Raw genomic sequence first — 14,881 nt, 5'->3', positions numbered from 1 at the left:
GGTGTTTGGGTCGGGCGGGGCGCCCCGGGCGCGCTCCCGGCGCGCCCGGCCTCGCCAGGAATGCACGCAGTCGTATCCGTCGGCGTTCCCGCACAGCGCTGATGTCCCTGATCAGGCCTGATCGGGCCTCATGGGCCTGACCGGGCCTGACCAGGGACGACTCCGCCAGCCGCGGCGAACTCTCCGACGGATCAGGCATCGTCGGGACCCCCGGGCTCGTCGACGCCGCCCTCGGCCCTGCCACCGCGGCAGGCTCCGCGACGGCAGCGCGTCCTCACGCCTGGAGCGGCTCCTGAGTCCCCTGGCGCTGCCGCTGGCGGTAGTTGCGCATGGACACCTGGGAGCCGCAGCCGGGGCTGCAGTACAGCCCTCCGCCGTTGCGGGTGCGGTCGAAGAAACCGAAATGGCACGGGGGGTTCCGGCACGCCTTGATGCGCCCCCAGTCGCTGCTCTGGGCGAAGGTCGTCACCGCCGCCAGTACGGTTCCGAACACGCGCTCCACCCCCGCCTGCTGCGACGCCAGTTCGACACCGCCGGCCGTGACCACCGTCGCCAGCGGGTAGAGCGCACCCGCGCGCCGCAGGTGCCGCTCGGCACGTTGCAGCGGCTCGCCCAGGCTCTCCTCGTCGCCGGAGTGCGCGAGCAGCACGGTCACCAGGGCATCGCGCAGCTCGCGCGCGGCCGCCGCATCGGCATCGGTCGCCCCGGTTTCGCCGCCACCGCCGCCGCCGAACTCGTCGTACTCGTCGTACTCCGCCAGCCACGCCGCGAACGAGTCCCCGTCCCCGAACAACTCCTGCCGCCCGGACCCGTCCGCGCGCGTGTTCACGAACGCGAGCACGGTCTCCACCGCCGGCGTGACGGTGCGCGGGCTGAGTTTGGGAGATCCGGCTGCCGCACTGCTCATGCCCTCACCCTACCCCAGCGGGGAGAGGCGGGAAGAGGCACTAATCCGTCTAACGGGCAACCGGGAGCGTCATCCCGCTTGACTCGTTGCGAGCTAAGTCATTACGGTCGCAACATGAATGGAACATCCAACCAGCAGACCCACCCCCGCACCTGGCTGATCACCGGCGCGACGTCCGGCATCGGCCGCGAACTGACGCTCCAGGCGCTCGAGAACGGCGACGCCGTCGCGGCACTCGCCCGCGACACCGCATCCCTGGACGAACTGGCCGACGTGCACGGCAAGCGCCTGCTCCTCATCCCGGCGGACGTGCGTGACGAGCAGGCCGTCCGGGAAGCGGTGGAGCGCACGCTCGCACGGTTCGGCCGCATCGACGTGGTGGCCAACAACGCCGGCTACGGACTGTTCGGAGCCGTCGAGGAGGCCTCCGACGCACAGGCCCGCGCCGTGTTCGACACCAACGTCTTCGGCGTGCTCAACGTGCTCCGCGCGACGTTGCCGGTGCTCCGCGCCCAGCGGTCCGGGCACATCCTCCAGGGCTCGTCCGTCTACGGACAGTCCGCCCATCCCGGCGTGGGGCTGCTGGCCGCGACCAAGCACGCGGTCGAGGGGCTGTCGGACGCGCTGGCGGCCGAGGTCGCACCGCTCGGCATCAAGGTCACGATCATCCAGCCCGGGTTCACCGCGACCTCCTTCCTGGCCAACCTCGATGTGGCGAACGGCCTGGCCGACTACGACCAGACCGTCCGCGAGGTTCAGAAGGGCATCGGCGAGTTGCCGGTCTCCGCGTTCGCCACCGCGGCACGGATCGCCGAAGGCATCCGGACCGCGATCGACAGCCCCAACCCTCCGCTGCGCCTGGCCCTCGGCACCTCCGGCGCCACGGGCATGCGCGCCGCGCTGGAGGCGCGCATCGCAGACCTGGACGGCTGGGCGAACGTGACCGACGCCGTCGACAGGTAGTCGCACGTCCAGTCCCGCCGGGAGCCGCGACGCTGATGGCTGCGGTGCCCCCGGCGGTGTCAATCGCAAGTCCCGCCGGGGGCCACGGCGCTGACAGCCGCTGCGCCCCCGGCGGTGTCAGCCGCCCAGGGCGGCGGCTTCGACCGCGGCGTCCAGTCCGAGGACCGGACGGTCCGGGCGCTGCGGCGACACCCCGTCCAGGCTCCGCAGCCACTCCCAGGTGTCGGCGACCGTCTCGGTGACCGGCCGGCACCGCAGCCCCTCCGCATGGGCCCGGGCCGTCTGCACGCCGTACACGTAGTCGTGCAGCTCGCCGGGCGGCACCCAGATCGGCAGCTGGGTCCACGGCTCGATCCCGGCGGCGGCGATCCGTTCGGGCTCCGTCCAGCGCAGCTGCGCGTCCGAACCGGTGGCCGCCACGCACGCCTCCAGCAGCTCGCCGATCGTGGCGTGTCCGGGCCGGCTCACCAGGTTGTACGGGCCCGACAGCCCGCGAACGGCGGCGTCCAGGGCCCAGATCGCCAGGTCGCGGGTGTCGATGTACTGCAACGGCAGGTCGCGCGGGCCGGGAGCGAGGACGGGCCCGCCGCGGGCGATCCGCCCGAGCCACCAGGTCAGCCGACCGATGTCCTCGCCCGGGCCGAGGATCAGTCCGGCGCGCAGCAGCAGCGAACGGTCCTCGCCGAAGGCATCCGTGACGGCGAGTTCCCCGCCGCGCTTGGCCTGCGGGTAGGGCACCTCGCCGTCGTCCGGCGAGCCGTCGACCAGGACGCCGTTCTCGGCCGCGGCGTGGTCGACCGGGTCGGCGTAGACCGAGCAGCTGGAGACGTAGACGTACCGCCCGGCCCGCTTCGCCAGGAGAGCGGCGGCGTCACGCACCACCGACGGCTGTGCGGACCAGGTGTCCACCACCAGGTCCCACGCCCCGTCGGCGAGCTCGGCCAGACCGTCCGGCGCGGTCCGGTCGCCGCGCAGCACCTTCGCGCCGGACGGTGGGCGGCGGTTGCCGCGGTGCAGGAGAGTCACGTCCCAGTCGCGGGACAGGGCCTCGTTGACGATGGCGCGGCCGACGAAGCCGGAACCGCCGAGCATGAGAAGTCGCATGCCGGCCACTGTTCTCGTACGCCGGTGCCCTGTCCAACCTTTGTCGCTGTCAGCAGAATCGCCGAGGGCGCAACGCGTCGGGCCGGCTGACGTGGTAGCGGGCCGTGTACCGGCTGTGTACCCCTGGGCAATCCTCCGTCAGGGCCCGGCCGCGCCCGCGCCCGAACCGTCGTCGGCTCGTTTCCGCTGGTAGTGGGTTCGGCCCTTGGCGGAGTTCCCGCACGTCCCCATGTCGCACCAGCGGCGGCGGCCGCCCCGCGAGCTGTCGATGAACACCCAGCCGCACCGCTGGCCGGGGCAGACGCGGGTGCGTTCCAGCGGCAGCGCCCGGAGCAGGTCGAACGCCTGGAGGGCGATTTCGTCGTTGAGGTAGTCGAGCCCCGAGGTCTCGATGCCGACCTGGAGCTGCGGCGTGTTCGCCCGGACGGTGAGGCGCGTACGGGCGGCCGCGTGTCTCCAGTGGTCCCCGACCTGGTCGACCGCCTGCGCGGGGACGGGGTCGTCCTGGTGGACCAGCGCGGTGATCAGGTCGTGCAGGGCCTCGCGCAGCTCGCGGGTACGGTCCAGGGCCTGCGCGGCCCGGCCGGGCTCGGCCTCGGCCAGCCGCCGCAGGTCCGCGAGGTCGGCGGGGGCGAAGTGACCGGTGAGGGCGGCCCATTCCAGCAGGCGCGGGTAGCCGTCGAGCCAGTCGATCGGTTGCGCGTCACGCGCCGTGACCGTGTTCACCAGGTCGATGACGAGGTGTCCGCCGACCAGGTCACGGGGCCTGAAGGTGTGGGGCCCGATGGTTCCCGCCACGCGCGACCGCCTTTCGTCTCTCGCTCTTGCCCTGCTCCATCCAACCAGTGTACTGATGTTATCCGGTTGGATTGCTCCTGGCTGATTGGAGACGCCCATGGCTGCTGATGCCGCCGTCGAACTCATCACGGCCCCCTGGAACCTCGGCCTGCGACCGTCCACGCCGGCGCACGAGCCCGGCACCTGGCGGGCCCCGCAAGCGCTGCTGTCCGCAGGACTGGAAGCACGGCTACGGCCAGCCCTAGTGGTAGAGCTCGACCGTCCGCCCTACGACTTCGACGCGCAGCCCGCGACCCGCATCCGTAACGGAGTGACCATCCGCGAGCACACGCTGCGGCTCGGCGACGCGGTCGAGGCCGCGCTCGACGCCTCCCGGTTCCCGGTCGTCCTCGGCGGCGACTGCAGCATCCTGCTGGGCTGCCTGCTGGGCGCCCGGCGCCACGGACACTGCGGCCTGGTCCACCTCGACGGGCACAGCGACTTCCGCCACCCCGGCAACCACGACGCCGGTGCGTCCCTCGGCTCGGCGGCCGGAATGGACCTGGCCCTGGCCACCGGCCGGGGCGAACTGCTGCTCACCCACTGGCCCGTGGTGGGCCGACCGCTGGTCGCCGACGAGGACGTGGTCCAGATCGGCGACCGGGAGGAGGACGACGAGGAGACACCCCCGGTCACCCGCTTCACCGCCCAGGAGATCCAGCGGATCGGCATCGCCGACCTGGGCGAGCAGGTCGTCCGCCACCTGGAACGGCGCGGGCTGGACCGCGTCTGGCTCCACCTCGACCTCGACGTACTCGACGAACGCGTGCTGCCCGCGGTCGACTCCCCCGGCCGGCCCGGCCTGGACTTCCCCCAGCTCGCCGAACTCGTCTCGACCCTGGTCGGCACCGGCCGGGTGGTGGGGCTCGACGTCGCCATCTACGACCCGGAACTCGACCCGGACGGCACGTACGCCGGTCCGATCGTCGACTGCCTCGCCTCCGCCCTGACCCCACTCACGACCATGAAGGCAGGCGCATGAAGACCCTGCTCGCCGACGGCCCCAACCCCCTCCACCCGACCGAGATGGAGCAGTTCGGACGCCTGACCGGACACTGGGCGACCCGGATCACCCACTACCCCACCGACGGCTCACCGGCCCGCCACGTCAACGGCGAATGGGAGTTCGGCTACGCCCTGGAGGGCAGAGCGGTCCTGGACGTCTGGCAGTGGCCCGGGCGCGAGGAACTCCCCGCCGCGGGTCGCGCTCCGGACCAGGAGTGCGGCCTGTGCGTGCGCATCTGGGATCCGCGCCTGCACCTGTGGCGGTTCACCTTCCACGGCACCACCCACGGCGACCCGGTCCACATGTACGCCCGTCAGATCGGCGACGAGATCGTCATGGAACGCGCCACCGGCAGCGCCCTCATCCGCTGGACCTTCACCGACATCACCGCCGACACCTTCCACTGGCGCAACGAGCGATCCACCGACGGCGGCCACACCTGGCGGCTCGACCAGGAGGTCGACGCCCGTCGCCTCCGTGCCTGAACGGCTCGATACGCCCCGTCGGGACGATCCGAGACACTGGGTGATCACCTGGCCAGGCCCGTGCTGGTTGATCACACGGTTCGGTTAATCGAACATCACCCAACACGTTTATAGAACCAGTAGGTTGGCGGCCCGTGACTACCGACTCCGCTCCCACCCGCCGGACCTGGCCCAAGGTACTGGGCGCCTTCCTGCTGCCCCCGGTGGGCGTCTGGTTCCTGTACCGGAGCAACCGGCCGAAGGCCGTGAAGACGCTGTGCGCCGTGCTGCTGGGCACGTACTGCGTGATCTACCTGGCGGCGATGTTCGCTCCCGCCAAGCCCGCGCAGACGACGCCCGCCGCGGCCGCGGCGTCGCCCGCCATGCTGACCACCGGTACCACCTTCCCCAGCGACCAGGCCGCCATGGACGCCGGGTACGCCTACGGCAAGCAGCACCCGGGGCCGGCGTCCACAGCGACCAGCAACATGTGCGGCAACCAGTCGAGGGCCGTGGTCAACGGGCCCGTCAGTGGGTTCTCCAACTCCCAGCAGACCGCGTACAGCAACGGGTGCGATCGTGGTGCCCTCGGCCTCAACGAGGACGGATCAACCCCGGCGCCCGCGCCCACCCCGGCCACTCCCGCGCCGACGACGGCCACGGCCGCCGCGACCACCGCCCCCACCACCGAGGCCCCGGCGACCGGCCAACCTTCCGCCGTGGCCGAGGCGAGCACGCCGCCGCAGAACACGTACACGCCGACCCCGGTGCACACGACGCCCGCCCCCGTCCACACGACGCCCGCCCCGGTGCACACGACCCAGGCCCCGGCTCCCGAGCCGACCGTTGTCGCCCCCCAGCCCCCGACCGTTGCCGCCCCCCAGCCCCCGGCCGCCTGCAACCCACTCACCAGCTCGGGGAACTGCTTCCACAAGGGCGAGGCGTGCCCCAAGGCATGGCGCAACCAGACCGGCACGGACGGCAGCGGGAGCCCGATCACCTGCGAGTACAACAGCGACTGGGCCGCGAAGGGCTCGAAGAACCCGTGGTCCTGGGTCTAGCAGCGCACACCAGAGCCCCCGGTGACAAAGCGTCGGGGGACTGGCTGGCGATTCACCGTCACCGGAAACCGCATCAGCCCCCTCCCCCTCCCCCCCCCGGTGAGCCCGAACGTGCATGCGATAGCTTCGTGCGACAGCGAACCATCAGCTCTCCGGGGGGACACATGCACCGTCGTTCACTGCTCAAAGGCCTGGCCGCCACCGCCCTCGGCGGACCGCTGGCCACACTGGCCCTGCCCGCCACCGCGGCCCAGGCGGCCGGCTCGTACCACATCGCCCTCTGCGAGCAGTTCAAGAACCAGATCTTGCTCCACGACTCGGCGGACGAGACCTGGACCCCGGCCAACCGCAAGTGGATCTGGACGCCGCCGGCCGACACGGCCGACAACCGCGCCACCTGGCGGAACCTCTCCGACGTCAAGTTCCGCAACACCACGGCGCACGGCTGGATCGCCCTGGTCACCGCCTCGTACGGGAAGGTCGGGATCGTCGACATCGGCGACCTCAACAACCCGAACGCCCCGCTGCTCTGGCACGAGACCCCCTACGGCAACCCGCACGGGATCGAGCGGATCCCGGGTATCGGGGCCATCGTGGTCGCCTCCAGCGAGCCCGGCCTCCTGACCGTCTATGCACCGGCACCCGGTCGGACGGACGACATGTCCACCCTGAAGAAGGCCCTCGCCTTCGACTACGAGGGCGCGCACGGCGTCTGGTACGACGGGACCTTCCTCTGGGTGCTCGGCACCAAGTGGCTGATCAAGTACAGCTGGTCGGGCACCTCCTACCAGGACTTCGCACTCAAGAACGAGCAGATGATCGCCGTCACCGGCGGCCACAGCCTGGACACCGACCTGAGCGCCTCCGACTACCTCCTGATGACCGACGGCTCCACCGTCAACCAGGTCTCCAAGTCGACCGGCAAGGTCGTTCCGTGGCACCCGACGGACTACAAGCGACCGGCCAGCGGTCCGGTGGTCGGTCCGCACTGGATCGGGCCGATAGAGCCGCTCCCGACGACCGGGGTGAAGTCCTTCGCCCGGGTCGCCTCCGGCGAGAGCTTCTGGCTCCAGGCGATCGGGGCCACCGACTCGACCCGCCAGGAGGACTGGTGGAACGACCACATCGACTTCTTCGACGCCCAGGGCCTGCGCACGAGGTCGAAGGGGCTCGACGCCAGCTACGGGTACACGCCCCGGTTCTACCGCGCCCGGGTCTCCCAGGTCGCCTTCGCCTGAGAAATCGGGGTAATTGATCAACTCCGCCGAGCCGGGGGGGGCGGCGCCGACCGAGGGCAGTGTGCTGTTCCACGTCATCCGTTCCCCCTGGCGGCGGTGTTGTGGGTTCCGCTTCAGAGGCTGCGGGCGGTGATGTCGCCGTAGGGGGTGGTGGCGCGGATGTCGAGCTCGGTGGTGCCGTCGTTCTTGAGGGCGTTGCCGATGCGACCGTGACCGGTGCCGGCGTCCAGGGCGGCCGAGACGCCGCGGGCGGCGCCGACGGTGATGTCGCCGGAGTTGGTGTTGAGCACGAGCGTGCCGCGCGCGGCCTCGGTGATCCGGATGTCGCCCCGGGCGGTGCTGATCTCGGCGGGACCGCCCAGCCGACCGACCTCGACATCGCCGTCGACGGCGGTGAGGCGCACGCTCGCGGCCTCGTCGATCTTGATCTGGCGGTACGCGCCGTCGAAGACGACGTCCCCGAGGCGGCCGACGGAGCGCAGCTCGCAGCAGGCGGTCCTGGCCTCGACGTGCGAGCCGGCGGGCAGCTTGACGGTGATCTCCATGGACCCGGAGGGGCCGAGGATCCGGTTCCCGGCGCCGGGGGTGGCGATCCGCAGGGCGCCGTCGGTGAAGGAGACGGTGGTCTGCTCGGTGGTCTGGACGTCACGGCGCTTGGCCGGGTTGACGGGCTGGATCTCGACAGTGGTGTCGGCGCGGTCGGCGGCGATGAACTGGACGCGGCCGCCGGGGATGTCCAGGACGACGGCGATCGGGGCGGCGGTGTCGAACTTCTGCATCGTGGTCTCCTGTGTTCGCTTGCTTGCCCGCTTGTTTCTGACAACGGAAACGCTACGTTGCTTTCCACTGTCCGGCAACACGCTTGTTGCAAGTGACCTGCATCATCGCAGCTCAAGGCAGATAAACTGTTGCAACAGCATGGGAATCAACGCAACGATCATCACCCGAAGCATTGCAATGGATGAGAAGTGAACGCTCTGGAGGGGGTCGGAAGAGGCCCACGCCCGTCCCCTGGATGCGCCATCCTTGAGGTCCGTCCGACGCCGGGTCAGGACGGTGTTCCTCCTACGCGGTGAGGTGTTCCCCATCAGCAAGGCAAGCGGATCGACCCTGGCCACCTGGCTGCGCGGTCTCGACGCGGCTGGGCTGGCGCGGGTCCTGGCGGCGCGTCCCGACGTGGTGTCGGCTCCGGAGCCGCGGTCGGTCGGTGAACTGGCGGACCGTCTGCAACGCCCGGCGTCGGTGGCGCTGGCACTGCCCCGGCTCGTACTGCCGTACCTCCAGGTGGCGGAGGCGCTCGCCGCGCTCACGCCGACCCCGCGGGACGTCCTGGCAGACCTCCTGGACGCGGTGGACGACGGGGAACGCGCCCGCGAGCTGGACACCGTGCTGGCGGCGCTGGCCGATCACACCCTGGTCTGGACGGACGACGACGGGCTGCTCCGCCTGTCGGCACCGCTGCGGCAGGCCTGGGACACACCCCTGGGCCTGGACCCGCCGCTGGCCCAACTCCTCGCGAACACCACCTCCGAGGAGCTGGCGCGCGTACTGGCGAAGATCGGGATCAAGCCTTCCGGCAACAGCAACAAGCAGAAGCGGCTGACGGCGCTGCTCGACCACCACGGCGATCCGGCCCGGGTCATTGCGCTGGTGGCCAAGGCCCCCGCAGCCGCCCGGAAACACCTGGAGCAGCGGGCACATCAGGCGGCCCCGAAGCGACCGGACTTCGTCATGTTCGGCACTCCGCAGCCCGGCTCCGATCCGGGCGAACGATGGGCGCTGGAACGCGGGCTGCTGATCCGGGACCGCTACCGCTACGGTCCGGCCCGCATGCCCGCGGAGGTGGCGATCGCGCTGCGCGGCCCCGACTGGTACGCCCCGTTCACGCCCGTCCCGCCCGCCGTACGGTCGGTGCCCGTCACCGCTGCGGAGGTCGAACGGGAGGCCGCAGCCGCCTCGATGGCCTTCGCCGCCCACGCCGCCTCCGTGCTCAGGGTGTGCGCCGCCGCTCCCCCGGCCCGGCTGAAGGCCGGCGGGATCGGCACCCGCGAACTGTCCCGGATCGGCAAGGCCGCGCAGTGCGACGAACTCGTGGTGCGCCTCGCACTGGAGACGGCGGGCACGGCCGGGCTGCTGACCCGGGACGGCGACCGGGTCGCGGCGACCGGGGCCTACGACACCTGGGCCGAGGAGGAACCGGCCGACCAACTCGCCGTGCTCCTCCGGGCGTGGTGGACGCTGCCGCTCACCCCCGGCGGGAGCCGGGACGAGGAGGGGAAGGCGCTGCCGGCCCTCGCCGGGACGCCGCCCTGCACCGACTGCGTCCAGGCCCGGCACGGGCTGCTCGCGGCGGCGTCCCGGCTCCCGGCGGGCGAAGGCGCGACGGACGCGGGCGAGCTGGGGCCGCTGGTCGTCTGGCACCGTCCGCTCGCCGATGAACTCCCCCAGGACACAACACCGTTCGCCACCCTGATCCGCGAAACGGAACTGCTCGGCGTCCTCGCCCTCGGGGCCCCGTCCCCGCTCGGGGCCGCCCTGCTCGCCGATGACGCCGACGGACTGACAGACGCAGGGACGGACGCACTGACCGACGCCTGCCGGCGGCTGCTGCCCGCCGCCAGCGACACCGCCCGCTTCGGCAGCGACCTCACGGCCGTGGTCACCGGCACTCCGTCGGCTGCCCTCGCCACGCTGCTCGATGCCGTCGCGGACCGGGAGAGCGCCGGCGCGGCGTCCGTATGGCGGTTCAGCCCGGGAACCGTCCGCCGCGCCCTCGACTCCGGCCTCACCTCGGACAGCATCACCGCCGACCTGACCGCCGTCGCCGTCGAGCCCCTCCCCCAGCCGCTCACGTACCTGATCCACGACACCGCGCGCAGCCACGGCCGGGTCCGCGTCGTCGCCGCGGCCTGCGTCATCCACGGCGAGGAGCCCGCCCTGCTGGCCGAACTGGCCGCTCACCGCAAGCTCGCCGCCCAACTCGGCCTGCGGCACCTGGCACCGACGGTGCTGCTCAGCCGGTCCTCACCGGACCAGACCCTCGCGGCCCTGCGCTCCGCCGGCTACGCCCCCGTCGCCGAGCAGCCCGACGGCTCCGTCCGCATCGAACGGGCCCAGCGACCACGCGCGGCGAACCCGCTCCCGTCCCCGCGCCTGCCCGCCGACCGGCCCCGGCCACGACGGACGGAGGTCCACTCAACGGCCGTCGACCTCAGCGCCCTCGCCGCCCGGCTACGGGCCGCCCCGCAGGACATCCCCGAGCCCGACCCGTGGGACGGCCGCCCCTACGCCAGCGACACCGAGGAGATCATCGCCGGCCACGCGCGCAACCTGACCTTCACCGACGTCCGCCAGCTGGCCCACGCCGTCAACGACGGCCTCGCGATCACCATCGAGTACGTCGCCACCTCCGGCAACGCCACCGTCCGCACCCTCAGCCGACTCGCCCTGGACGCCCCCTACCTCCACGCCTGGTGCCACCTGCGCGACGACGAACGCGTGTTCACCATCTCCCGCATCCACGGGGTGATGCCCGTATAGCCCGGTGACAAGGGGCCATCCACCCCCGCACCGTGTCCGTCAACGCACCTCGACCCACGAGCGGCGGCATGACGGCCACGGCCACAACCACGACGTGCGGAAAAGCGATGGTCCCGCCGATGCCGGCCAGGCGATACTGCTCCGCCATGACGAGTGATGAATACTCGGCCGGTCCGGCGTTGCGTCGGGTGCTGGCCGAGGCGGGCGGGCCGGAGCTGCTGGACCTGCTGGCCGAAGAACTGACCGGGGCGGATCTGACCACGCTGCTCCTGGAAGTCTTCCGACGCCGCGCCGGTCGGCTCACCCCGGCCGAGGTGATGCGGCGCTATCGGACCGACCGGTTCGTGACCCCGGCCCCGACGGGGTTCGCGCAACTACGGCGGGCCGAGGACTTCCTGCTCTCGGCGCTGCCGGATGACTTCCAGATGCTCGCGTTGGCTCCGCTCGTCCCGCTGGCGGCGCATACAGCGGTCGCGACCGTCGACCCGCGCAAGGTCGTCGCCACCATTCGTGGCAGCGAGGTCGCGGCCGACCCGACCAATGCCCTGGCCCTGGAAGCGGCCCAGCGGCGGACCCAGGCCCTGGCCGCCGATCCCCGTTCGGCCGTGCCGGTCCGGCTGGCCGCCAGCCAACGGGTGGTGCGGGCCCAGCACTTCGACGCGCCCGGCATGCTCGCCCACTTCCTGCTGTTCGCCCTGGTGACCGCCGGCCGGGACACCGGCAGCCGGGCCTTCGAGCAGCAGCACCTGGTCGAGCACCTGCGTTTCGCCGTCCGGGCGATGGCACGTGCTGGTGTGCAGCGTACCGAGATCCGCATCACGTGCCTCGACGAGTCCGCCGCTCCGGTCCTGGCCCGCGCACGTACGGAGCTGGCCGGGACACCGGGCGTCGACCTCGTCGACGATCCCGACCGGGTGACCGGACGCGGCTACTACACCGACCTGTGCTTCAAGATCTTTGCAACCGTCGACGGTCAGCGACTGGAGATCGCGGACGGCGGGTTCGTCGGCTGGACCCAGCGCCTCACCGGAAGCCGCAAGGAACGCCTCCTGATCAGCGGATTCGGCGTTGACCGACTCGCCACGATGCTGACGCCCCCCGCCGACGCCTGACCATCGCTTCCCTGCCAGAACAGCTGGCAAATCCACAGGTCTTGACAATTGCTCCGGCATGAGCATCAGGCGCGCGTGGAAGAACTCCCGTGCGGATCCGCCACACCGGTCCGTCGTGCTCCATCACGTACTGAACCGCACCGCCCGCCCAATCGGATCCCCTGGAAGGAATCCCATGAAGCGCCAGTTCGTCGCTCTCGCGGCCGCCGCCGCACTGTCCCTCGCCGGTTCGGCCACATTCGTCGCCAGCCAGGCGTCCGCCGCGGACTCAAACCCGATAGCCGTCTCCGACAGCAAGACCAACCACCTCCCCCCGTTCGCCGGTCACGCGTACCTGGTGACCGTGGACACCGGCGCCGTCTACCGCAACACCTTCTCGGCGGACGGCACGTCGGTGACCGGCCTCACCGTCAAGGGCTCCAACGTGGGCAGAACCTTCACCGCCCCGGACCTGGCCGTGCAGACCGGCGCGAGACAGTACTTCATCTCCTGGATCGAGCCCGGTGACGTGACCGTCAGCCAGGTCGTCGACTTCGAGAAGCGCACGGTGGAGTTCTACGTCACCTCGACCGACAGCACCGGCACCCGCTCGGGCGCGCTCTACCACGCGACCATCTCGCAGGTCTCCTAGCGAACGCCGCGTGCCCGGTGCGGAAGTCCGCACCGGGCACGCGTCCCTGACCGGGTACTGGCCGGGTACCAGCCGAGTACCAGTTAGCTGCGCAGGTCGAGCGAGAGGGCCGTGGCGTTGCCGGCCTGGCCGGGGATCGCGTTGTCGTACCAGGTGCCGGCCGCGTCATTGTAGATCTCGTGCAGCGTGCCGTTCTCGACCGCCTCGATCACCCGGCTGCCGTCAGCCTTGACGCGCAGGGCGAGCGCGCTGATGCCGGTGCCGACGCCGGGGACGGCGTTGTCGTGCCAGGTGCCGGAGGTGTCGTTGTAGATCTCGTGCAGCACGCCGCCCTCGGAGGCCTCGATCACGCGCTGGCCGGCCGCGTTGTAGGAGAAGGCGAGCGCGGTGATGCCGGTGCCGACGCCGGGGATCGCGTTGTCGTGCCAGTTGCCGGCGTCGTCGGAGTAGATCTCGTGCAGGGCGCCGTCCTCCACCGCCTCGATCACGCGGTTGCCCTGCGCGTTGTAGGAGAAGGCGAGGGCGGTGATACCGGTCCCGACGCCGGGGACGGCGTTGTCGTGCCAGTCGCCGGCCGGGTCCGAGTAGATCTCGTGCAGCGTGCCGTTCTCCACCGCCTCGATCACGCGGTTGCCCTGCGCGTTGTAGGAGAAGGCCAGCGCGCTGATGCCGGTGCCGATGCCGGGGACGACGTTGTCGTGCCAGTCGCCGGCCGGGTCGGTGTAGATCTCGTGCAGTACGCCGTCCTCGGCGGCCTCGACCACGCGGGCACCCGTCGAGTTGTACGAGAAGGCGAGGGCGTTGATGTTGCCCGGGATGCCCGGGACGGCGTTGTCGTGCCAGCCGGTGGCGTCGGTGTAGACCTCGTGCAGCGCGCCGCCCTCGACGGTCTCGATCACCCGGTTGTTCTTGACCGGCGGCGCCGGGGGCGGCGGCGGGGTGGAGGCGTCCCGACCGCCGATGGGCGAGACGTAGCCGCTGATCCGCTGCCCGCCGAGGTAGCTGCCGACCGCGCCGTTGAAGTGGTTGTTGGCGGTGACGTGTGAGGTGGCGGCCCAGTTGCCGTGCGAACCGCTCTGGTTGCCGCCGATGTCGTTGATCGTGCCGTCGCTGTTGACGGCCGTGACGATGGCGACGTGGTCGGCGTAGTCGGCCCCGTTGTAGTTGAAGAGCACGGCGTCGCCGACGTGCGGGGTGCTGTGCAGACCGCCGTTGTAGCGGCCGAAGCTGCCGGCCCGGGGATCCAGCCCGGTGACGTCCGCGCCGTCCTGCGCCCAGACCCACTTGGCGAAGTCCGCGCACCAGTTCTCCGGGCCGCCGCTGCAACTGGAGTAGTAGCCCTTGCCGCCCGCACTGTTGGTGTCGCAGGCTCCGTTGCCGATGTTGGCGGCGGCGATGCCGACGATCGTCGAGCCCACGCTGGCGGACGCGCTCGGGGCGCCGAGCATCAGGGCGGGCACCAGCGTGCCGGCGGCGACGGCGGTGGCGAGGAGGCGGCGGGAGAGGTTCTTGGACATGGCGAAGTCAACTTTCGGGTAAGGGTGTTGAGAGAAGTCGTGGGGCCGGGTGCGGCGCCAGGAGCGGCGCGCCGGCTGCGGCCGGGTGCGGCGCCGGGTGCGGCGCCGGGTGCGGCCAAGTGCGCGATGGCGCTCGGGCGTCAGGGCAGCGCGAAGGACGTCACGGCCGTGCGGAGGTCACGGCGGTGCGGACGTCAGGCCAGCACGCGGGCGTCAGGCCAGCGAGAACGAGAGGGCCGTGGCGCTGCCGGCCTGGCCGGGGATCGCGTTGTCGTACCAGTTCCCGGCGGTGTCGTTGTAGATCTCGTGCAGGGTGCCGCCCTCGACGGCCTCGATCACGCGGGTGTTGTCGGGCTTGACGTGGACCGCGACGGCGCTGACGCCGCCTCCGACGCCGGAAACGGCGTTGTCGTGCCAGGTGCCGGAGGTGTCGTTGTAGATCTCGTGCAGCACGCCGCCCTCGACCGCCTCGATCACCCGCTGCCCGGACGCGTTGTACGC

General features: G+C 71.6%; 14 protein-coding genes. 8 read left to right on the top strand and 6 right to left on the bottom strand.

The features are described from left to right. Window positions 1-274 precede the first annotated feature (274 nt). Entirely contained in the window at window positions 275-907 is a 633-nt protein-coding gene (locus tag ABTY15_RS34800) for a CGNR zinc finger domain-containing protein (protein ID WP_350604756.1), read from the bottom strand. 114 nt (window positions 908-1,021) lie between these two features. On the opposite strand from ABTY15_RS34800, the gene ABTY15_RS34795 reads away from it, so the two are divergent. Further along, window positions 1,022-1,870, top strand: a complete 849-nt coding sequence (locus tag ABTY15_RS34795; protein WP_350604754.1) for an SDR family NAD(P)-dependent oxidoreductase — start codon at window positions 1,022-1,024, stop codon at window positions 1,868-1,870. 117 nt (window positions 1,871-1,987) lie between these two features. Here ABTY15_RS34795 and ABTY15_RS34790 read toward each other — a convergent pair whose 3' ends face one another. Further along, a complete protein-coding gene (locus ABTY15_RS34790; protein WP_350604753.1) occupies window positions 1,988-2,974 on the bottom strand; it encodes an NAD-dependent epimerase/dehydratase family protein in 987 nt (328 codons plus the stop codon). Between the two features lie 138 nt (window positions 2,975-3,112). Beyond that, a complete protein-coding gene (locus ABTY15_RS34785) occupies window positions 3,113-3,772 on the bottom strand; it encodes a CGNR zinc finger domain-containing protein (protein ID WP_350604751.1) in 660 nt (219 codons plus the stop codon). Window positions 3,773-3,869: 97 nt separating this feature from the next. Here ABTY15_RS34785 and ABTY15_RS34780 point away from each other — a divergent pair, with 97 nt between their 5' ends. The 4 genes from ABTY15_RS34780 (at window position 3,870) to ABTY15_RS34765 (ending at window position 7,580) form a co-directional block, all read left to right on the top strand. Then, on the top strand, window positions 3,870-4,793 hold the full coding sequence (locus ABTY15_RS34780; RefSeq protein ID WP_350604749.1) for an arginase family protein: 924 nt from the start codon (window positions 3,870-3,872) through the stop codon (window positions 4,791-4,793). Then, entirely contained in the window at window positions 4,790-5,302 is a 513-nt protein-coding gene (locus ABTY15_RS34775; protein ID WP_350604747.1) for a hypothetical protein, read from the top strand. The genes ABTY15_RS34780 and ABTY15_RS34775 overlap by 4 nt, the downstream gene beginning before the upstream one ends. Before the next feature lie 134 nt (window positions 5,303-5,436). Then, the gene (locus ABTY15_RS34770; RefSeq protein WP_350604745.1) at window positions 5,437-6,342 is read left to right on the top strand and encodes a hypothetical protein; all 906 of its coding nucleotides are present in this window, start codon (window positions 5,437-5,439) and stop codon (window positions 6,340-6,342) included. 164 nt (window positions 6,343-6,506) lie between these two features. After that, window positions 6,507-7,580, top strand: a complete 1,074-nt coding sequence (locus tag ABTY15_RS34765; protein WP_350604743.1) for a hypothetical protein — start codon at window positions 6,507-6,509, stop codon at window positions 7,578-7,580. A gap of 113 nt (window positions 7,581-7,693) precedes the next feature. Here ABTY15_RS34765 and ABTY15_RS34760 read toward each other — a convergent pair whose 3' ends face one another. Continuing rightward, complete coding sequence (locus tag ABTY15_RS34760; RefSeq protein ID WP_350604742.1) at window positions 7,694-8,359, bottom strand: DUF4097 family beta strand repeat-containing protein; 666 nt, start codon at window positions 8,357-8,359, stop codon at window positions 7,694-7,696. Window positions 8,360-8,657: 298 nt separating this feature from the next. On the opposite strand from ABTY15_RS34760, the gene ABTY15_RS34755 reads away from it, so the two are divergent. The 3 genes from ABTY15_RS34755 to ABTY15_RS34745 all read left to right on the top strand — a co-directional run bounded on the left by ABTY15_RS34755 (window position 8,658) and on the right by ABTY15_RS34745 (window position 12,863). Beyond that, window positions 8,658-11,120 carry a helicase C-terminal domain-containing protein gene (locus ABTY15_RS34755; protein WP_350604740.1) on the top strand — a complete coding sequence of 821 codons (2,463 nt, stop codon included), beginning with the start codon at window positions 8,658-8,660 and terminating at the stop codon, window positions 11,118-11,120. Between the two features lie 146 nt (window positions 11,121-11,266). Next, complete coding sequence (locus ABTY15_RS34750; protein WP_350604738.1) at window positions 11,267-12,232, top strand: hypothetical protein; 966 nt, start codon at window positions 11,267-11,269, stop codon at window positions 12,230-12,232. A gap of 175 nt (window positions 12,233-12,407) precedes the next feature. Continuing rightward, window positions 12,408-12,863 carry a MoaF-related domain-containing protein gene (locus tag ABTY15_RS34745; protein WP_350604736.1) on the top strand — a complete coding sequence of 152 codons (456 nt, stop codon included), beginning with the start codon at window positions 12,408-12,410 and terminating at the stop codon, window positions 12,861-12,863. 83 nt (window positions 12,864-12,946) lie between these two features. Here the strand turns inward: ABTY15_RS34745 and ABTY15_RS34740 are convergent, their stop codons facing one another. Both ABTY15_RS34740 and ABTY15_RS34735 read right to left on the bottom strand, forming a co-directional pair. Next, complete coding sequence (locus ABTY15_RS34740) at window positions 12,947-14,380, bottom strand: CHAP domain-containing protein (RefSeq protein ID WP_350604735.1); 1,434 nt, start codon at window positions 14,378-14,380, stop codon at window positions 12,947-12,949. Window positions 14,381-14,593: 213 nt separating this feature from the next. Further along, window positions 14,594-14,881: hypothetical protein (locus tag ABTY15_RS34735; protein WP_350604733.1), on the bottom strand; the 288-nt coding region annotated here is incomplete at its 5' end.

Origin of the sequence: Kitasatospora sp. NPDC097643 (genome assembly GCF_040302625.1) — a bacterium.
Classification (GTDB): Bacteria; Actinomycetota; Actinomycetes; order Streptomycetales; family Streptomycetaceae; genus Kitasatospora.
The sequence above is the reverse complement of the archived record's forward strand: the minus strand, read 5'-3'. Positions and strand labels throughout refer to the sequence as shown.

Coding starts and splice junctions, on each gene's coding strand:
- ABTY15_RS34800 (WP_350604756.1), bottom strand. CDS start 907: ATGAGCAGTGCGGCAGCCGGATCTCCCAAACTCAGCCCGCGCACCGTC.
- ABTY15_RS34795 (WP_350604754.1), top strand. CDS start 1,022: ATGAATGGAACATCCAACCAGCAGACCCACCCCCGCACCTGGCTGATC.
- ABTY15_RS34790 (WP_350604753.1), bottom strand. CDS start 2,974: ATGCGACTTCTCATGCTCGGCGGTTCCGGCTTCGTCGGCCGCGCCATC.
- ABTY15_RS34780 (WP_350604749.1), top strand. CDS start 3,870: ATGGCTGCTGATGCCGCCGTCGAACTCATCACGGCCCCCTGGAACCTC.
- ABTY15_RS34775 (WP_350604747.1), top strand. CDS start 4,790: ATGAAGACCCTGCTCGCCGACGGCCCCAACCCCCTCCACCCGACCGAG.
- ABTY15_RS34765 (WP_350604743.1), top strand. CDS start 6,507: ATGCACCGTCGTTCACTGCTCAAAGGCCTGGCCGCCACCGCCCTCGGC.
- ABTY15_RS34760 (WP_350604742.1), bottom strand. CDS start 8,359: ATGCAGAAGTTCGACACCGCCGCCCCGATCGCCGTCGTCCTGGACATC.
- ABTY15_RS34750 (WP_350604738.1), top strand. CDS start 11,267: ATGACGAGTGATGAATACTCGGCCGGTCCGGCGTTGCGTCGGGTGCTG.
- ABTY15_RS34745 (WP_350604736.1), top strand. CDS start 12,408: ATGAAGCGCCAGTTCGTCGCTCTCGCGGCCGCCGCCGCACTGTCCCTC.
- ABTY15_RS34740 (WP_350604735.1), bottom strand. CDS start 14,380: ATGTCCAAGAACCTCTCCCGCCGCCTCCTCGCCACCGCCGTCGCCGCC.